This is a genomic window from Actinoplanes sp. HUAS TT8, assembly GCF_051380535.1.
Taxonomy (GTDB): Bacteria; Actinomycetota; Actinomycetes; order Mycobacteriales; family Micromonosporaceae; genus Actinoplanes.
Genome location: NZ_CP195646.1, coordinates 4,893,307 through 4,913,023, shown reverse-complemented (window position 1 = coordinate 4,913,023; position 19,717 = coordinate 4,893,307). Strand labels below are relative to the sequence as shown.

The 19,717-nt window shown below is 70.7% G+C and carries 2 protein-coding genes (1 of these 2 cut by a window edge); both read left to right on the top strand.

The window, feature by feature from the left end:
• A protein-coding gene (locus ACSHV8_RS21985) for a toxin glutamine deamidase domain-containing protein (RefSeq protein ID WP_436535626.1) crosses the window boundary here: on the top strand, positions 1-18,767 show its 3' portion. It extends 13,657 nt beyond the left edge of the window; the window shows 18,767 of its 32,424 coding nt (coding positions 13,658-32,424); the start codon falls outside the window, past its left edge; its stop codon occupies positions 18,765-18,767.
• Positions 18,764-19,717, top strand: coding sequence for a hypothetical protein (locus ACSHV8_RS21980; protein ID WP_436535625.1), 954 nt, complete (start codon positions 18,764-18,766; stop codon positions 19,715-19,717). The genes ACSHV8_RS21985 and ACSHV8_RS21980 overlap by 4 nt, the downstream gene beginning before the upstream one ends.

Below are 19,717 nucleotides of genomic sequence, written 5' to 3'. Positions count from 1 at the left end.
GCACGGTGTTCGCGACGCCGGCGGACATCGTGGTGAGCACCGATGGTTCGCTGTTGTCGGGCCGGATCTCGGGTGACACGACGCTGCGGGTTTCGCCGGAGAACGCGTGGTGGCAGATCGGTCCGGAGTACACCGAGGTCACCGAGGTGGATCTCGGGGTGGCGTTGGCGCGGTACGGCGGTGCGCGGTTTGCGCCGGGTCGTCCGGGTCCGGGTTGGCGTGGTGCTTCGGTGGTGCCGTCGGAGCCGGTGGTGGTGCGGGCGCCGTTCGGGGTGTCTCGCGGAGCCGCCGAGGTTGTGGTGAGTCCGGTGGTGGGTCCGCGGCCGGTGTTGCGGGTGCCGCGTGATGGTTGGTGTGTGTTGTCGTCGGCGGTGTTGTCGGCGCCGGAGGCGGTGGCCCGGCTGGGTGGTTTCAGTCCGGCGCAGGTCGGCTGGTTGCGGGGGTTGCCGGTGCGGTTGGCGGATCCGGTGACCGCGCGGGGTGTGTTGGCCGATGGTGAGTTCCCGGCGGTGTTGCGGGTGTTGTCGGGCCGGCTCGCGGAGTTGGTTCTGGATCCGCCGTTCCCGGGTTTCGGGGAGGTCGCGATCCGGTCCGGGGTGGCCGAGAATCCTGCCGACTATGTTCCGACGACTGCCGATCGGGTGGTTTTGGCGGGGCAGGTCCGGTCGTGGTCGAATTCTTGGTCGTCGAGTGCTGGTGATGGTTTCCCGGTGCTGGTTGCGGATGCGCTGGGTTTGCCGCTGGTGATCGGCGACGGGGTGAATCCGGCTGGTTACGTACATCCGGACGCGTTGGTGCAGCGTTCCGGTGGTGAGGCGTTGCGGCTCTGGTACGACGGTGCCGGTGAGCATTACGACGCCTGGCCGCAGATGTCGGACACGCTCGCCGCTCCGGAGCCTGTCGATGCGTTGCCGCCGACGCGGGTCGATCTTTATGACGAGCGTGATGCGCGGATGGTGTTCGCGCCGCCCACCTACGGCACGGACCGTGGTTTGTGGCAGGCGGTGGGGATGGACACGGTCGATCTGGTCGGTGATGTTCTGCAGGACGAGTTGGTCGAGATGGTTGCCGGGCGGTTCCCGGTCGAGGATCGGGACGGGGTGCGTTCGTGGTTGCGTGATCGGTGGGGTGCGGATGTGCTGGTGGGGGAGGTCCAGCAGGCGGTCAGTGATCAGCTGACGGTGTTCGTGCCGGTGCGTGGGGTGGTTCATGAGGTGACGGTGCGGTTGCGGCTGGCCGATTGGCAGCAGCTGACCGACACTCGGGGTACTCCGCTGGTGGGTAGTGGCACGTTCGGTGGGTATCGGGTTTTGCCGGAGGGTAAGGGCGAGTCGCGTACCGAGCAGATTCTGGAGGCGCAGCGGACCATCGCGACCGGCCGGTCACTCGGTTCCGGCATCGAGTTGTCGCCGCACTACGCGAGCACGGACCAGTTCGATGAGGACAGCAGTTGGCTGGACTCCTTGTCGTGGGCCGGGCAGCTGCGTTCGATGCTGCGTGGCGAGTCGACGACCAGTAGGTCCGCGGTGACCGCGGTGACCACGAACGCGGCGAAGGCGACCAGTTATCGGGGGGTTACGTTCGGTTATCGGTCGACGGGTGTGGAGGTGTTTGTTCAGGCGCCGGGTGAGCGGGTGCGGTATGCCGACGGCATTGTTGCGGATGCGGTGGTGGTGCGGTATGACCGGGAGAATGCGCGTTCGGCCGAGCGGGGGAGTGATGGTCCGCGTGGTGCGGACGCCCGGTGGTGGGGCGAGCGTCATGAGGAAAGTCATGCGACTGCGGCTGATCTGCGTGATGAGCATCAGCGGACGCGGGATCGGATTGCTCGGGCGCCGGGTTTCTCGGCGCGTACGGATGCGGCGGATGCGCCGGTTCTGACGGTTGGGTCGCCGGCGGTGCGGTTGCCGCGGAACACCTGGTTCGTCGCGGCGACCGGGGTGTCGCAGGTGCGGGCGGCGGTGTTCGGTGTGGTGCCGCCGGGGGTCGCCGACAGCAGTGGTTCCGGTGCGGGCCGTCAGTTGCTGAACTATGTGGATGTCCAGCAGGTGCTCGGTAACCTGACCGAGGCCGCGTCCGGTGGTTACCGGTCGGGCCAGTTGCATCAGGCGAACCTTTTCGGGCGTGCGTCCGGGAAGAGTTCGGTGACGATCGAGGCGAGCTTCCACGATCTGCAGGTGGTGAACCCGTTCGACGAGTTCAGCCGGGTCGACTCGCAGGATGTCTACGTGCGTACGACGTCGCAGCCGACCACCGCGGAGGAAACCTTCGAGCCGACAGTGTTGCCGCAACTGCCGTTCACGATCTCGCCGAGGTGGACGGGTGCGGTGAAACTGGCGCCGAGTGTGATGTCTTCGGTGAGTCAGAGCCGGTCCGGTCCGGGTACCGGCCAGGTGCAGATCTTCAAGGTCAAGTACGTCGATGAGCCCACCGTGTTCGTCCGCGCGACGACCCGGTTGACCGTGACCGCCGAGCAGCAGGGCCGGGCCGAGTCGAGGCAGGTTCTGGTCACGACATGGCTGCGGATGTTGAAGGTGGACGCGGACAGGTTGGTGGCCCAGGGCGGCCGGCCGCTGAATCTGCTGACCGCGCCGTCACCGGAGCAGGCGGCGATGGTGTCGCAGCACCCGGATGCGGTGAAGGAGCGTACCGACTCGGAGGCCCGGCGGGGCCGGGAACCGGGTGCGTTGCGGGTACCGCCGCAGTACGCGGGCTGGCTGCCACCGCTGGCCCGGCTCAAGGACTGGACCAGCGACCCGTCCCAGGTGCTGGAGTCGGCGCTGCGGCTGGTCAACCGAAATTATCCGCAGTTGTTGCCGGGTACCACGGTGCCGGATCCGTTGGACGGTGATTCGTTGCCGATGCCGGGTGCGTTCCCGGGGGTCGTGCACGACCGGAACAACCGGGAGTTCGACAACTTCGAGTTGCTGTCCGGAGCGTTGAATCCGGAGGAGCTGGCGCGGCGGCTCGAGGTGATCGTCAACGGCGGTGACCTGATCGTGTTGGCGCGTCCGGAGAACTGGGCTGGTGAGCAGGTCGCGTTGTGGGTCACCGCGGTCTACGACCCGGGCCGGCAGAGCCACACCGGGTCCGAGGCGGCGAACTCCGAGGTCTATTACGGTACGAACAACAGCCTCGGCAGTTCGACGACGCGTAAGTGGGCGGCGTCGATGGGCCTGGAGGGCCTTGGTAGCTACCAGTTCGCCGGCCAAGACCACCTGAGTCAGGGCAGCGGGCGGCTCGGCGGCCGGTTGGGGATGTCCCGGTCGCGGACCGAGTCCAGCGGCTACGACGTGGCCGGCTCGCAGGGCGGTGGCGCGAAGTGGCTGTCGGTCTTCGGCGGTCAGGTGACCTTCCAGATCGAGTTGGTCGTCGCCCCGTCCCGCCCGCAGTACGACGCGTCGGCGCGTAACCCGGCCCCGGCCGGCCTGCCCCCGCTGGTGCTCACCACCGGTGCCAGCATGGTGGCCCCGCTCATGCCGCCGCCGCCGGCCCACCTCGTGTCGGGAACGCCGAACCAATTCGCGGTCGTGCCGCCGGGTGCCGTCCCAGCGGGCCCCGGCGCGCCTGGGCCCGCTCGCATCGCTCCGAGCCGTCCGGACGGCCCCGTGGTCGGGCCTTTCCCGGACACCGTGTCCTCGCCGTCTGCGCCGGCTCCGGGGTGGCGGGTGCTCGATCGGCAGGCCGGGCTGGCCGTCGGTGTGCAGATGCAGGTGGCCGAGGACCTCGTGCAGGAACGGGACGAGTCCGGCGCGTGGCGGTCGACGCTCGACTTCCGGTCCGCGGTCGACGAGGTGTCCGGTGCTGTGGTGCGGATGCCCACCGGACCGGCGACCCCGCCGCGGGTCTGGGACATCACCCTGAACGGTCAGGACGACCTGCAGGATGTCCTGCTCGTCGCGGACACCGGGCACCTGATGGGCTCGGCCCTTGACGGGTTCCGGGAGTTGGGTGTCACGGCGCTGCCGGCGAACGTGCTGGCCGAGATCCATTCACGGTTGCTGGCCGCCGGACCCCGGGTGCGTGAGCACTTCGACGAGGCCACGGTCTGGTCCGGCACGCTGGACTTCGGGTTGCTCGGCTCGAGATCGTGGCAGGAACGCCTGACCGGGCAGGAGCGTCAATACGACGTGGTGCTGCAGGCGGTGCCGCGGCAGCTGACCGAAATCGGGCTCAGCGACCACTCGTACTCGTATCAGCACTCTTTGTTGCATGCCGCGGTTGGGCAGAACCAGAGCACGGCGAACTTCCAGCCGTCGATCGTGGGCGGTATCGGGGCCACGTTCGTCGGGGCTGGTGGCCCCTACGGTCTGAATCCGACGGCCTCGGGCAACTACTCGCGGGGCTCGTCGGTGACCGAGCAGAGTGGGCTGGCCGGTGACGAGGACCGGGTCACCATTCACATGGGCCCGCACGTGTGGGCGCTGGGGTCGACGGATCTGATCGTCACGGTGCGGGAACGGCCGGTTGAGCTGCCGGGTCTGCTGCGGAGTCTGTTGCCGGGTCAGGCGCCGGTGTCGTCGCGGTCGCGGTTGGTGACGGCGCGGACGCTGGGGTTGATGACGGTGGAGCGGGCGCGTGAGGTCGGGCTGGCCGATCCGGTGCCGGCGCCGGTGATCTCGCCGGCCGACGCGACGTTGTTGCCGCCGACCAGTGTGCTGCGTAACGACGGCCTGGATTACATGATGGTCGGCAGGGTTCCGCAGGCTCGGGATCTGCGGGCCCGGATGCTGGACGAGATCCGGCCGAATGTGGACCGGCATACCGCGGAGGTGATCGCCGAGGAGTTGACGAAGGCGACGACGCAGACCGCGACGCGGGCGTTGCTGGTCTCGGCGATGAACGAGTTCTCGTTCGTGTTCCCGGTCCGGTCGGGAGGGGTGAACCAGACCGTGACGGTGCGGATGTCGCAGCAGTTGTTGAATCCCACGTTCACCGGCTGGCAGGACTCGGCCAAGGTGATCGAGCAGAAGAACTCGCGGCAGGCCTCCTGGTCGAGTTCCAACTCCCGGAGCACCAACTGGGGTGGTGGGCCGGCGTTGAGGTTCATCGCGGACACGGCCGACCCGTTCGCTTCGGACTGGGCGGTCACCGCCAGCGGGACGTACCACCGGGAGTTCACGCGGGCCGAGGAAGCGTCGAACGTCTTCGACGAGTACGTGTCGTACCTGACGTCGGCGGGTGGCCAGTTCCCGACCCGGAACGCGGAGTTCGCGATGGGCCTGGAGCGGCAGCTCCACGTCACGATCGATTCGTCGTTGTCAGTGCCGTTGGCGCCGCTCTTCGGGGCGCTCACCCGGGCGGTGACGGCGAACGGTGGGGTCCGGTCGCTGCCGGTGGCCGGACCGTGGCTGGCGGACTCGTTCGGGCCGTGGCTGGGGCCGTGGGTTCGGGCGGTGCCGGGAATCGGTCCGTGGTTGCTGAACACGGTGACGCTGCTTCCCGGGGTGCACACCGAGTACACGATCGAGCCGGAGGTGGTGCCGAACGGCCTGCAGGTTGCCTGGCCGGAAGAGTTGCTGCAGCGGCAGCGTCCGCAGCCGCGTCCGGCGCCAGAGGTGCAGGATTTCCGGCCGGCCGGGGTACTACCTGCCCTGCCGGGTCCCCTGATGTCGTGGACGACCGTTCTGCCGTCGCCGATCGCGCAGCTGGTCGACCTGGCCGTACCCTCGGTCGCGGGGCTCTACCGATGGGGTACCGGCATCCGGCAGACCATCGCTGCCCGGCAGGCGCTGCCGGAGTTGCCGGTGCCGACGCCGTCGCTGGATCCGGAGTTGTTGCAGGAGGCGCGGGTCGCGAGTATCGGCGGGCTGCGTGAGATCCGGGATCTGGTGCAGGACATGTTCGGGCCGGATTCAGTGCCGGGCTCGTGGATGATCGGCCGGCAGCGGATGAACGACCGGATCGACAAGGTGGTCAGTCCGGCGTTCCTGAACCAGTGGCTGATCCCGCTGCTGGGCGGGCAGCGGTTGCCGCTCGAGCTGACCGAACCCGGCTATCTCTCCGATGACGTGGGCAGCCTGGAGATCCACGTCGGGGTGCCCGAGCCGATTGCCGGTGGCACCACGGGTGACGTGGGCCCGACCGGTGCCCGGATGGGCAACACGATCATCAAGGATTACCAGCGCACCACCACGTCGTTGAGCAGTACGCACTCAGCGAACCGAACCAGCAGGATGGGTCTGACCGGCCGCCGGACCGCACCTGGCTTTGGTGACAGCCCGTCGGCCGGCATCGATGGGCAACCGAGAACCAACAGCAGCGCCGGACAGCTCGACCTCGGATTCCACAGCAGGGTCGACACCGAGATCAGCCTGAACGTCGGTGGCCTGCGCGAGACCGGTGACAAGACCAGTGGCCGCGACGTCGACCGGGTTACCGTGGACCGGCTGCGCTGGGTTTTCGTCTGGCATCCGGCCACCGGCCCGGCCGTCGCCCGGGCGATCACCATCACCGGCGAAGCCCTCATCCTGCAGGCACCCGCGCCGCAGGCCGCCGCCCTGCGCGGCCGGCTCGCCCCGCCCGCCCCGATGCCCGCACCACCACCGCTGACCGCCGCCCCGATCGAGGAGGTCGAGGACACCGGCACCGAGACCGCCGGGCCTGAGGCCGTCGACGAGTCCGAGAGCCCGGTGAACAGCCGTACCGCCGCCGCGACCCTGGCCTCGACCACGCTGGGGACAACGCCTTCCACCCAGGAGTGGATCGGTCTTCAGCCGATCCGGGAAGAAGAAGTACCAGAGAATCCCGAGGACACGGCTGCCGCCGCGGCGTCGCAGGGGCCGATGTCGCCGCCCGCCGGGCCATCGCGGCCGACCGGTTGGCCAGGGGCTCCGGTTTCCCTCGACGTGTCGAGGTTGCGGGACATGCTGGTCGCGGTGCGGGCGCTCGGGGTGACCGGTACCCCGACGCTGGCCGAGTGCGCCGCGCTTGTCCGGCGATTCGCCCGGACGGTGTACGGGGAGCGGATCCGGCCGTTGCGGGCGGCGGACGACCTCCGGCTCGACGCGCCGCAGCGGGTCCGGGTCGAGGCATTGCTGGCCGGTGACGGCTGGGCTCGGGTGGGTGATCCGGATCGGCTGCGTGCTGCGGTGACTGAATCCGGTCCGGGCGCGACCGCGCTGGTTCTGGTGACGTTCGCGGGTGGCCGGGACGGGCATGCGTTGCTGTTGCACCACACCGCCGAGGGCGTGCGGTGGGGTGATCCGCAACGCGACGAGCCGGTCCGTCCGGAGGGCGTGCTGCCGCCGGAGTTGCGTCGTGCGGTTCAGGTGCGCGCGGTGATCCTGAACGGCCGGGGCGAGGTCGTGTCACCGGGTGACTGGGCCGCCCCGGAGTCGGCCTCGGAGCTGGCCGGGCAGCTCGATCATGCGGTGAGCGACGACTATGCGGGGATGGGGATCGAGGGCGAGGACCGCCACATCGTGCGGTTGCGCCGCGGCTTCACTGCGGTCGGCGCCGAGGTGCTGGTGAGTCATCCAGCTGCCGGGGTGCGTCTGGTGCTGGATTACACGAATTACTGGGTGACCCCTGAACGGCGGGTTTTCGGTTCCGAAGAAGCTGCTCGCCGGGCTGGCTATTCGGATGGAAGCCGGCTGCGTGCGTGGATCGCGGAGGTGGTTTCCGACCCGATCCGGGTGGTGCCCGGGGACACCGATCGGCAGGACCGGGATGCGGTGTTCAGGTCGATCGCGGATGTGTTGGGACGGTTGGGTGGCGCTGAGGTGGTCCGGGGTGCGACTTGGGACACCATGCGGGGCACCGATCTGGCGGAGTTGTTCCCGTCGTCCGAAGGCTTCGTGGTGGAGGATGCCGGGCGGGGTGCGCAGATTCTGCCGCCGCCACCGGGGGCGACTCCCGATCTGCACATGCATTACACGGCCGGGGTTCCGCTGGCCGGTGTGGACGGGCTGCTCGCCTGGCTGAACGGGCGGGTCTTCCGCCTGAGTTCGCAGCGGATGATGGCTGACGGACGGAGGTTCGCGGCCAGGTTCGCTACCGAGTTTGCCGCTGATCTATTGGGCGCCGACTGGCGTGCCATCGACAAGAATGCGTTGACAGCGGTGCGGGAGGTGCAGGAGCTGCGTGGGCTGTTGCTGCTCGCCTACACCCACACGGCCGCCGTGCTGAACTCGTACAAGAACGTGCGAGCGATGATCAAGAACTCCCTGAGCGCGGTGCTGCGGACCAATTTTGCGAATGTGCGGGCGCTGCTGAGTCCGGCGGCGATGGGATTCATGGAACGCCGGGCCGACGACATCCGTGCGGTGCTTGTAGAAAGTTTCCGGGGTTCGGATCCCGACTACGACTCGACTTATCAGATGCTGTACGGGCAGGCTCCGCCGCCTGATTTGCTGACGTTGAGAACGCCGGAGGGCGCCGGCAGTATCGGTGATTATCTGGACAATGCGCTGTTGTCCGTTCCCGGCACCGTCGTCACCCAGGCGGACGGCATCGGCCTCAAAGACACGTATCCGCAGGTGGACCGCAACAACGGTGCTCTCCCGGTGCCGCTGGTGTTGCTGGAATTGCGGGACTTCGATCGGCCTCGGGTAGATCTGGCGACGGCGCGGCTTAATTACAAACGGATCGAAAAAAGGGTTCGGGCGGTAAACGAGTTCGCTGTCGATCTGGTTGCCACCCGGCAGTCCCCCTCGCTGACGACGACCTTGCGTTCGGTGCTCGAAAGCCCGGTGCTGGAAGACGTGAGAGACCTCGGGTCCATCCTCGAGGAACTCGGGCGGGCCACGCCGGCTCGGAGCGCTGCCGCGGGGCCCCAGATGACCAGTCTGGAGCTGCGGACTCTGACCGAGGCGGCGAGCTGGCTCGCAGCCTATGGCTTTGTCGCTCATCAGGCCGACACGGTTCTGCGGGAGATTCGTGGCCGGGTCACGGCGGCGGCGGGCCAGGTCCGGTCGGATGACGGCAGGGTGCTCGTCCACCAGGCGAATATGCAGCTGGATCAGTTGGTGGAGGCGTTCTCGCCGGCCCCGCAGGCCGGCCCGGAGGGGTCATCGGCCCGGTCGGCGTCGGGAGACCGGCCGGATGGACCGACGCTGGAGGATTCGTTCGGTCGGATGGGGATCTCCGGTGACCGGGATGACCTGCGCGGCGAGCAGGAAGCAGGACGGGACCGGGACGAGCGGCGCGACGGGCCCGGTGATCACGGACAGACCGCGGGTGGTCCGGAGATGTTCGCGGTGGCGGTCGAGTCGGATGTGGCGGCCGACCGGGTGCGTGTCACGTACCCGTGGCTGCACCGGGTCAACCCGTTGCAGCGTACGGGCGGTGAGTTCGAGACCAACTGCGTGATCACGGCGATCGCCACGTCGATGAGTCTGCGCGAGGGTGCACCGCATCAGGCGTCGGCGGCGTCGCCGTTGCCGACCCGGGACCTGGCCAACTATCAGGCGCAGACGCTGGGGCTGGCGGACGGCGAGGCGCGGATCTTCCGGGCCGACGGGTTCGCGGCGATCCGGGAGACGATGGCGGCGGCTCCGGTCGGATCGCACGCGATGGTGGTGGTGCGGGGCGACCTTGTGGACATCTCGCACGCGTTCGTCGTGGTGCACGACGAGCACGGCGTGTCGTTCCTGGACGGTCAGCGCGGTGGGCTGGCCCGCGCCCCGCGCACCGTCACGGATCTGATGTTCCTGCCGCTGAGTCGGGACATCTCCGATCCGCCGAGCATGACCCGGCTTACCCTGGACGACCTGGCCGCCCGGCAGACCGGCCAGGACGACCCTCCGGCAAACGCATCGCAGTCGTCCCGCGCTCGGATGGACCCGCGGACCCAACTCAGGAACGGCCTGCCGTCGTTGATGCGTGGCCCTCAGCGGACCCGCTCGCTGACCGTCGACCACCCGCTGATGCACCTGTCCCAGGCCGACCAGGTGCTCGTCCGGCGCTGGTCGAACGAGCCCGTTTTGGACGGCCTGACCTCGGCCTTCACCGGTGAGGCGGTGACCGCCACAGCCGGTCGGTACCGCGACATGTTCGACGTGGTGAACAGCCACGCGGAAAAGAAGTCACGACTGAACCCGGACGAGTTCCTGACCGCCGCCGGGGTGGTCGCCCAGCACGCCGAGATCCGCCGGCTGATCGAGGACGCCTCGGCCCCGACGCTGCGGCACCACCTCGGCCAGTGGGTGGCCGGTTTGCCCGATCGCACGCCCGAGCAGCGGTACGACCTGCTCGTGACGGCCGAGCTGGGTGCCGCGATCGAGGCCTTGACCGGCCGGAACGCAACGATCGACGCCGCCGGGGCAGCGGGCCGCGAGGCGGCCCGGGCGTTGCTCGACGCGGATGGCTCGGTGCCGGCCGAGCTGCCGGCCGAGATGCTCACCGCCGCGCGACACGGCGAGGACGTCGCGCAGGCCATGGCGCTCCTCTGGGATCGGGCCGAAGCGCTGTCCGCGCTGGCGACGGGTCTGCGAGAGGGACTCCGATTCGCCGACGGCGTGGTCCTGCCGGCCCCGGTGACCGCCGGCAGCGACCTCATCGCCGCGCTGCGCCAGGCGGCCGACGTGGCCGACGTACCGCTTCCGCAGTCCACCTGGGCCGAGTGGGCCGCGCTGGAAGAGGACCCGGTCGCGAATCGCGACCCGGACGTCGTGGCCGCCCGTTCCGGCATCCGGATCATTCTGGGCGAGATGGGGGACCACACCCGGGTCACCACCGCGCAGGCCGGGGCGGTGACCACGTTCCACGGGCCGAGTACCGGCCCGGTGCTGCCGCTCGTCCGGCAGGGCGGCCGGCTGCGCGCGCTGGCCGACCCGCCGGCGGCTCCAGGCGTGGTCCGGGAACGCCGGGCCGCCTGGTACACCGAGCACGGCGCCTTCGGCGAGGTCGCCGTCTCGGCAGCCGACTTCACCAACCCGGCGGACACCGCGGACCTGATGGCCGCGGCCTTGGCCGGTGTCCTGCCGGAGCCGGAGCTCCTGCGGGGCGTACGCGACCAGATCGAGCAGATGCTGTCCCAGGCGCACCGGTCGAAGGACGCCACCGCACTGCAGGACTACTGGGAGAAGGTCCTGCACGAGGGTGTGACCATGCCGATCGCCGGACGTCTGGTCTGGATCAGGCCGCGTCCGGAGAACCTGGTCGTGCGCGACCCGCAGCCGGACCGCACCAGCCGGTACGGTGTCTCGTTCGCCTCCACCGCGGTCGCCTCGGCGGCCGAGAGCGGCAGCGAGAAGTCCATCGCGGACTTCGGGGCGGAGTTCCTGCTGGACTCGGTGCTCGATCACATCTCCCGGCTCCTTGTCTCGGTCCCGAAGATCGGTATCGGCACCGCCCGGGGGCACGGGTCCGGGCAGGACCTCAAGGTGATCTCCGGCCGCAAGCTGTTCGCCGTCGACCTCACCGATTTCACCGGAACCCTGGCTTTCGACATCTCGATCGACGGCCGGCCGCTGCCGCCGCTGCGAACGCCACCGGACGCCGGCGACTTCGCGGTCCGCTTCCCGACCGCGCACGTGACCGCGCCACCCCGGCCGGCCGCGGCCACCACGAAGGATTGGAGCAGTGGCAAGCGCGACACCGGGACCGGCGGTCGCGAGGTGATCAACGCGGTGCGCCTCGGAGATCTGGTCCGCAGCGTGCACCGTGCTCTGGCGGCCGTGCCGAACCTGTCCGCCGCAGGCCGGGCCCACATCGCCCGGCGGATGACCGCGGACGTGCTCAACGAACGCGCCTTCCGCAACCGCAGCGTCACGGTGCTCAGCAACGGCGTGGTGATGGACCCGATCGAGGTCGAGGGCCTCCGGATCCAACCGGTGATCCGCCTGGAAGCGGTCCGGATGCAACGTCTCGACGGCACCACCAGGCCGCGGGTCACCATCCGCGACGACAAGGGCATGTTCCGCGGCTCGTCGCGCAATCGGTCCGACAGTCTCTCCGTGTCGGCCGGGCTCGAACTGCTGCCGCGTGGCCTCAAGGGCGCCGCGGGCTCGGTGGCCCGCGGCAACGTCACGGTTGGCCCGCAGCTGTCCTGGACCTGGGGCACCGACAGCGCCCTCGACGTGAAGAGCGGCAGCCACACCGTCCTCAACACCACAGAGGACCAGTACCTCTACCGTACGGAGTTCGCCGCCGTCGTCGAGTTCCAGGCGGCCGATCGGTCGATCGTCGACATCCCGGCCGCTCCCGTCGTGGGTGAGCTGGGCGTCCTGGAGCGTGACGCCACGGCGTTCGAGCTCCGGCACTTCGGCCGGATCCTGCGGGACACCGACACCGAACTGATCACCCTGCCTCCGGAGCCACCGTCGAATCTGTCCCGCGCGCTGAGCCCGGAGCAGCTGGACCAGCTGATCGGTGCGCCGTTGCCGATGGCCCCGCACCTGCGTCCCGGTGTCGTCACCCCCCGGCCGGCGGTGCCGCACATGCCGGTCGCGCTGGCGGCCGGCCGCGGGCACGCCGAGGCGATGGAGACGAGATGGCCCGGCGTCGAACGGGTGCTGCCCGCCGTCCAGACGATGCTCGTCCAGGCGGTCGGTCGCCAGAACGTGCCGATGCAGGACTGGGCCCGGGCCCGGCAGCTACTCGAGGCGGCGTACGGCAAGGGAACGTTGGAAGCCGAACCGGACCGGGTCTGGGCCGGCGCCCAGGAGGAGTTCCGGCTCGGCGAGCGCACCTACCACGTGGTGGTCACCGCCCACCCCGGCCACCTGATCGCCGGCGAGCTCGGCGACCAGGTGCTGTCCAACACCCGAGCGGTCCGTGGCCCGGCGGTCGAGGCCGGCCGCGGCACGTCGTCCAGCGTCGGCTTCGCGCCCGCCGGTCAGGCCCGGGTCGGCCGGAACAGCTCCGCCCGCGGCATCATCGCCGGCCGGGCGGGCGTCGAGCGGGAGACCGGCCACGAGCAGTCGGTGAGCGCCTCGCTCAAGGAGTACGTCCGCTCCGAGTTCACCGTCGACCGCAGCGTCCGGATCCCGACCGAGTTCACCATCGCGGTCAGCGTGGGAGATGGCGATCCGGTCGTCCGGCGGGTGCTCGGTGATCCGATCACCGAGCACCTGTCGGTGCCGGCGTTCTACGAGAAATTCACCGCCCAGGCGGACCAGATCGCCCCGGGCCGCATCGTCGAACCGGTGCCGACCGATGCCGCCTGGACCACCCTGACGGCTCGGGCATTGCCGCTCGGCCAGTACGGTGTGCACGGCATCCGGCCGTTCTTCGGCAACGTGCCGGAACTGTCGGCGGCGGTCGCCCGGCTCTGGGCCCGGGCCCACAACCTCCGGTCCAACCCGATGACCTGGCCGAAGCCGATCCGGATGCTCGGCGAGGGCGGTGAGCTGGCCGCCGCGTTCGGTGATCTGACCGCCCAGCGCGGCTGGTACGTGCCGCTGGGCCGGCGGGGCAGCACCGAGTCGGCCGCCGTGATCAGGATGGTGGTCACCGATGTGGTCCGCAGCGACACCGCCGAGGACGGCGAGATCGAGAAATACTCCCAACACCTCGGCAAGTCCGGAATCAAGGACGGCACCGACTACTCGTACGGGGCGTCGCTCGGCGGTGGCGGGGCGTTCAGCACCAAGCCGGCCCGACACAGCGACCCGGTGCCGGACGACGACGACCACGGAACCCGGGGCACCTTCACCGTCGGCCGTGGCCGGAACTGGACCCTCGGTTCCAGCCGGAGCAGCGAGCACGGGATGGTCAACATCACCCGGGAAACCACCCGGGGAGGCCACTACCGGGCATCCGTGGCGTTCGAGGTCCGGGTGCTTTCCTGGCCGACCGGTACCACGCCGGACCGGCGGCGGACCACCCGGACCGGTGAGGTCGTCCGTATCAAGGGCGCCCAACTGCTGTCGTTCCTGGCCGACAACCGCCTCGCGTCGCTGCTGCGCCTGCCCGGAGTGCCGCCCGCTCCGAGCGCGCGGCTGACCCGGAGACTGATCGACTTGGACCTCACCCGGGCGTTCACGCACGTCGAGCAGATCGATGCCCCTGAGGTTCTGGAAGGGATCCTGCGCACGCTCAAGCTCTGGGAGATCCTGCCGAACGAACGGGTCGGCAACGAGGCGTACGACCTTCTGCACGGCCAGATCGCCGAGACGTTCCGTTCGCAGCGCCTGGAGTCCGGTCACTTCGACCTGTTCGGCTCCGGCCTGGTCGGCTGGTACCCGGTGCTCGACGGCCCGAAGACCGGATTCGTCACGGTCCAAGCCCAGGTGCTCGGGCGGGTCGCGACCGGTGACTACCCACGCCCGGGCGCCGAGGCCACGTACCGTGCCCAGGGGATTCAGGAAGAGTCGGAGGAGAGTCACGCCGGGTCCGCGGACGTGACCTTCGCCGGTGGCCGGGTTCGTAACATCAACCGAGCCGGCGTCGGCGGTGGTGTCGCACCGGGCGGTGGTGCGGCCTCCGGCAGCGTGACCAGCCACGGCGAGGCGACCACCACCAAGACGATCTACCGGATGAACACCAAGTCGAAGCACATGACCGAGTTCACCGAGAATCTGACGATCGCCGTGGACGTGCGGTTCACCAACGCTCCGCGCCAGTTGGTCGACTCCACCATGAAGCTCTACCGGACGGTGCGGGAGCGGTTCACCGCGACCGCCGAGCTGCACAGCACGACCCGGCATCGGCGGGAGAACGTGGCTGGCACGGTCCGGTACGTCGTGCCGACCTACCTCACCGAGCCGCTGCCCTCGCGCGGTCGCGACGCCGGTGTCTCCCCGGCCACCGCAGCGCGGCACGCCGTCGCCCCGCTTCCGGCCGGCCCTTACCTCATCACCCCGGCCCTGGCGCACACCCCGCAGAACGGCGCGTGGCTGTCCCGCGCCGAGGTTTCGGCCCTGCGAACCCGGGTGTCCTACAACGCGGCCGTCGTCGGTGACGAATCGTTCCAGCCGCTCACCCTGAAGGCCGCCGAACAGATCGCCCGGCTGATCGACCTGGCCCGGCATCCGCACGCCGGGCAGGTGGCGTCCGGGCAGGTTGCCACCGGCCCGTCCCCGGCCGACCGGGACAGCCCGGCCTCCCTGGGCCTGCTCGCCACCCGGGAAGCGTCCGAGTCGATGCTGCGCCCGCGTGTCCTGGACCTGCTCCGTGGTGACGGCGTCAAGATCGGCGATGAGACCGTATACCTCCTGGTCAACGGCCTGTTCCAGCTGCGTGACGCCGACCGGAACCCGGTCACTGGCCGGTTCAAGTGGCGGGCCTATGAGCAGGTGACCGTCGCGCCGAAGGAGTCCATGGGCCAGTTCAGCGGCAGCGAGGTCGGGGTCGCCGGCGACGGTGGCCGGCCGGTCGACGCCTCCTTGATTCTCGGCTTCCAGGCCAAGAAGGCCGGCGTCGGCGGCGGCCTCGAGTACGCCTGGGACTCCGGCCGGGAAAACGGCAGTGAGTTGAGCACCACCACCGAGCGCAACAACGAGCGGAGTGAGGCCTACCGGTTCTACACCGCCGACGTGACCGTGCTCGTGGTGGGAACGAGCGGCGCGTCCCTGGCCGTCGACGTTCCGGCCGGCCTGACCCTGCTCAGCCTGCGTGACGCGCCGGCCTGGGCGGAGGCGATCCGGACGGCCCCCACCTCGACCGTGGCGATGACGGCGGAAACGGGGACGGCCAGGATGCCGCTCGCCTCGACCGGGGTGGAGGACGCGGTCGGGCCGGTCTGGACACGGATCCGCAGCATGCTGCCCGACCTGCCGTCGACACCGACCGTCCCGTACCTGATGTCCGCCGCGAACGCGCTGGCCGGTGCTTCGGCCAGTCAGCTGAACAGCACCGGCCCGGGCGCCGGCGGGGTCATGGAGATGTCGGTCCGCCGGACTTCGCGGGACCAGGAGAACCTCGGGCGCCCACCGACGTCACTGACGTACCCGGCCGGCGGTCCCGTGTCACCCGGCGCCCCGGGCAGTGCCCGGACCAGTGTCGATCCACCCGCCCAATCCACGACCGTCGCGGTCCGCCCACCGCAGGGTCCCGCTTCGGACGACGTGGCGGCCGTGGCCCGCGCGGCCCGGCTTCCGCAGGGCTACGTCGGCGTCGCCACGCACACGCCGCTCACCGGTGACCTCGACGGCTGGACCGCCGCCGCCCTTGAACAGGTCACACCGGCGGCGGTACGGCTCGGGGCCGCCGACGGCATCGTGCTGGCCGGCTGCGAGCTGGACCAGCCGGGCGGCGTCGCCGAGCGGATGCTCCGCGCGCTCGCCACCGGCAATCACCCGATCGCCCCGTCGGTGATCGCCAGCAGCGCCCCCGTCTGGGCCAGCACCACCACCGGCGCGATGTTCAGCGGAGCCGCGACCGTCGACGCCCAGGGGGCCTTGGTCCCCGGCCGCGCCGTGCCTTTCCAGCGGCTGACCCTGGAGAGGGGAGCGGTCCGGCGTACGCCGTTGGGCGACGGCTGGCTCACCGCCGGGCCCGGCTCGGCCGCGCCCGGCCCGTGGGTCAAGCTGATGGACGGGCGGCGCCCGGCCACCCCGATAGTCGGGGATCATCTGGACACCACCCCGGCTCCGCCGCGCATGCTCGACGTCCTGCTGCGTCAGGCGGCGCTGGAAGGTGTGCCGGGCTGGGCGCGGAACAGCCCGAACACCCCGCTCGACCCGCGGGGGGTCTCGGACCGGCTGCACACGGCGCTCGGCGACCTGCGGCGCTCCGATCCGGCCGACGCGACCGGCCGGTTCCTCGGCGAGCTGTCCCGGGTGCTCGCCGACGACGGCCTGCGCGACCAGATCGCCGCCGAGATCGGCGGGTTGAACCGGCTGCCGGAGATGATCCCAAGTCACCTGGGCGACCTCCTAACGCTCGTGAACACGCTGATCGCTGTCCCGCGCCCGACCGGCCCGATGACTCCCCGGGAGCTCACCGATGCGACTCACCGAGTTGAGGAGGCACTCGACGGCGATCCGCTCAGGGCGGCGATCGAGATCTTCTGGACCATCGGCCCGCTACTGCGGGATCCGGCCGAGTTCACCCGGTTCGCCCGGGCCTACGCGACGGCCTTCCCGAGGCCCTCCTGGGACCTGCGGCTACCGGAACGAATTGCCGCGGTGCGCGCGCAGCTCCCCGGACCATGGGCCGACTACCTGCGGCACACCACCGAGGACGGTCACCTGGACCAACCGGTCATCACTCCGGCCGAGGCGGTCCGGGCGTACCAGCTGCTGGTCGAGCAACATCGTGGGATCACCGACGGCAACCCGATCGTGCCCGCCGGCGCGGCCACGCCGGAGGACGGCTGCCTGGTCACCGCGCAACTGGGCGGCATCCGGCTGGCCCGGTGGGGGATCCGGTCCCGCCAGCTCTACATCCGCGCCGATCTCGATGTCGGCATGCTCGGCACGTCCGGGTCCAGCTGGGACAACCGGGGTTCCGTGCACTGGCGGACGCACGTGGCGCCGCTGGTCACGGTGGCGCACGAGGGCCGGGTCTACGAGATGGTCCTCGACCCGCTGTTCGCTTCCGGGCCTCTGCCGGCGCGGGAATGGGGCGAGCGGATGGGGGTGCCCGCAGCCCGGCAACGCGTCCTCGGGAGGGACGAGACGGCCCGGTTCGCCGCCTCGCTCGCCGGGCCCGAGCGAAATCTGCCGCCGGTCGACGGCGGGCAGTTCGCGGTCGTGCCGCGCGGGTACATGTCGCTCGTGGAAACGACGCTGACCCTGGTCGGTATGCACATCTTCCTCGACCATCCGGATCAGGTCGGGCCCCTTGAGGCGGCGCTGGGGCGACTGCTGTTCCGCGACATCGAGGCTGCGGTCCGGCTCCACGGAGGCGCAGCCGTCGACAACGCCGCCCTGAACAACCTGATCCTGCGACACCCGGGATTGCCTCACGTGTTCGGGACGACGCCGGTCCGGTCCGTGCATGCCGTCCTCGACGGCGAGGATCCCGCGCCGGGGACCGACATCGCCAACCACGTCCACGGACTGGCCCGTCATCTCGAACCCCGTCGGTTGCAGGACCTGGCGTTGCTGGTTCAGCTTGGCCTCACGCGTCCGTTGAACGCGCCGCCGCTGCTCACCGCGCCAGAAGCCGGCCCGGTCTCGGTGGCGATCCACCGGCCGGCCCGGGCGACGACCACACCCTTGCGACAGCGGCCGGCCAGCCCGTCGCCGGTGACCGTGGCCGAGCTGTCGGGGTGGATGTCGAGCCCGGCCGACCGGCCGGAGGTCCTGACTCTCGCGGTACCCGGACGATGGCCGGCCGAGATGGCCGCGCTGCTGCCGGTGCTGCGAGTGCCGCGTGGCGCCGCGACGGTGCTGGTGCCGGGCGCCGGCGGGCTGCCGGTGATCGACGGTCGCCCGGTCCCGGCCGACGTGTTCGCTCAGGTGGTGGGGCGTGAGCTGCGACGCCGGTACCCGACCGGGGACCACGACGTCTACCTGGCCGGCAGCACGCTCGCCGCGAGCGACCGGCACCGGACGGTCTCGGCGGCGCGTGCCCTGGCGGCCCGGCTCGGCTCCCGGTTCCGGGTCTTCGGCGTCCGGGGCGAACTGCTGGTCAACCAGGCCGGGCAGACCTGGACCGGTGCTCTTGGCGCGGATCCGCTCGGATTCCTGCGGCCGCGCTTCGAGGGCGGCTACGTGCAGGTCTCACCGAGCGGCCTGGACCGCCCGGTCGGGCCGCCACCGGGTGTCGCCGGGCCCGGTGCCGCCGGACCGTGGATCGCGATCAGCCCCGGGTCCACCACGGCGCCGGCCCGTTCCGCCGTGGCCGGCCCGCGGCCTCCCGCCGACCACGGCGCACGCACCAACCGATCGTGGAACGCCGGCGCGTCCGGCAGTGAGGGGAGATTCCGGTGACCGATTCCTGGCACGGATTGCTGCTGGCCCTGGCCGGGGTGATCCCGGACGCCGAGCTGGCCTGGGCCCGTGCCGTCCTGGCCGGCCCGGACGACCAGCCGCACCCCGGCGACGGGCCCCCGGCGATGCTCGAGGTGCTGCGCGCCGTACCGGAAATCGAAGCGACCCTGACCACGGCGGACCTGGCCGCGGTCGCGATCCTGGCCGGCCGCCAGGGTCCGGCGGCTGCCGCCTCGGCGCTGGCCACCGTCGGGCTGCGGGCGCCGGACCAGGATTGGCAGCCCTTCGACGGGCATCGTGACCTGACCGGAATCGATCAGTCCGACCCGGTGCTGGCCCGGCTGTCGGCCGAGCCGGATCTGCTCGGCGTCTGGTGTGTGCTGCGCCCCGGGCCGGAGCGGATCGTCCTGGCCGAGGTGGGCGACACTGCCGACCCGGTGCGGCTCGCCGCTGCGGCGCTCGATGCGGGCCGAGGCGCGGTGGCCGCGGTCGAGGTGTTCCGGTCCGGGACATCGCTGCCGGACTATCAGCGCGCGGCACTCGGTGCGGCGACCCTGATGTGGGCGGCCGAGGCCCGGCCGCCCGAGCTGGTGCCGGTCTTCGACGGTGTGGACGATGCGGGCGGCCCCCGGTTCGAGGCGGACCATCCGATCCTGGACGAGGCCGAGCGGGCCGGGGTGGCCGCCTACCTCTACCAGGCCGACCCGGTGCTGCTGACCACCGCGCTCGCCGCCGATGTGGTCGATCCGGCCCGCGGCGAGGTGGTCCCGCTGACCTACCGCACCGACGGGCGGTTCATCTGGCCGGACGCGGCCGGCTACTACGCCGGGGAGCACGGCCTGGCCCCGTTCGGCCCGCTGCTGGCGGCGATCCGCTCGGCCGATCACCGGCCGCCGGCCACCACCATGGTCGACCGCCTCCGGGCCGAGGCGGCACTGTTCGGGCGCTGA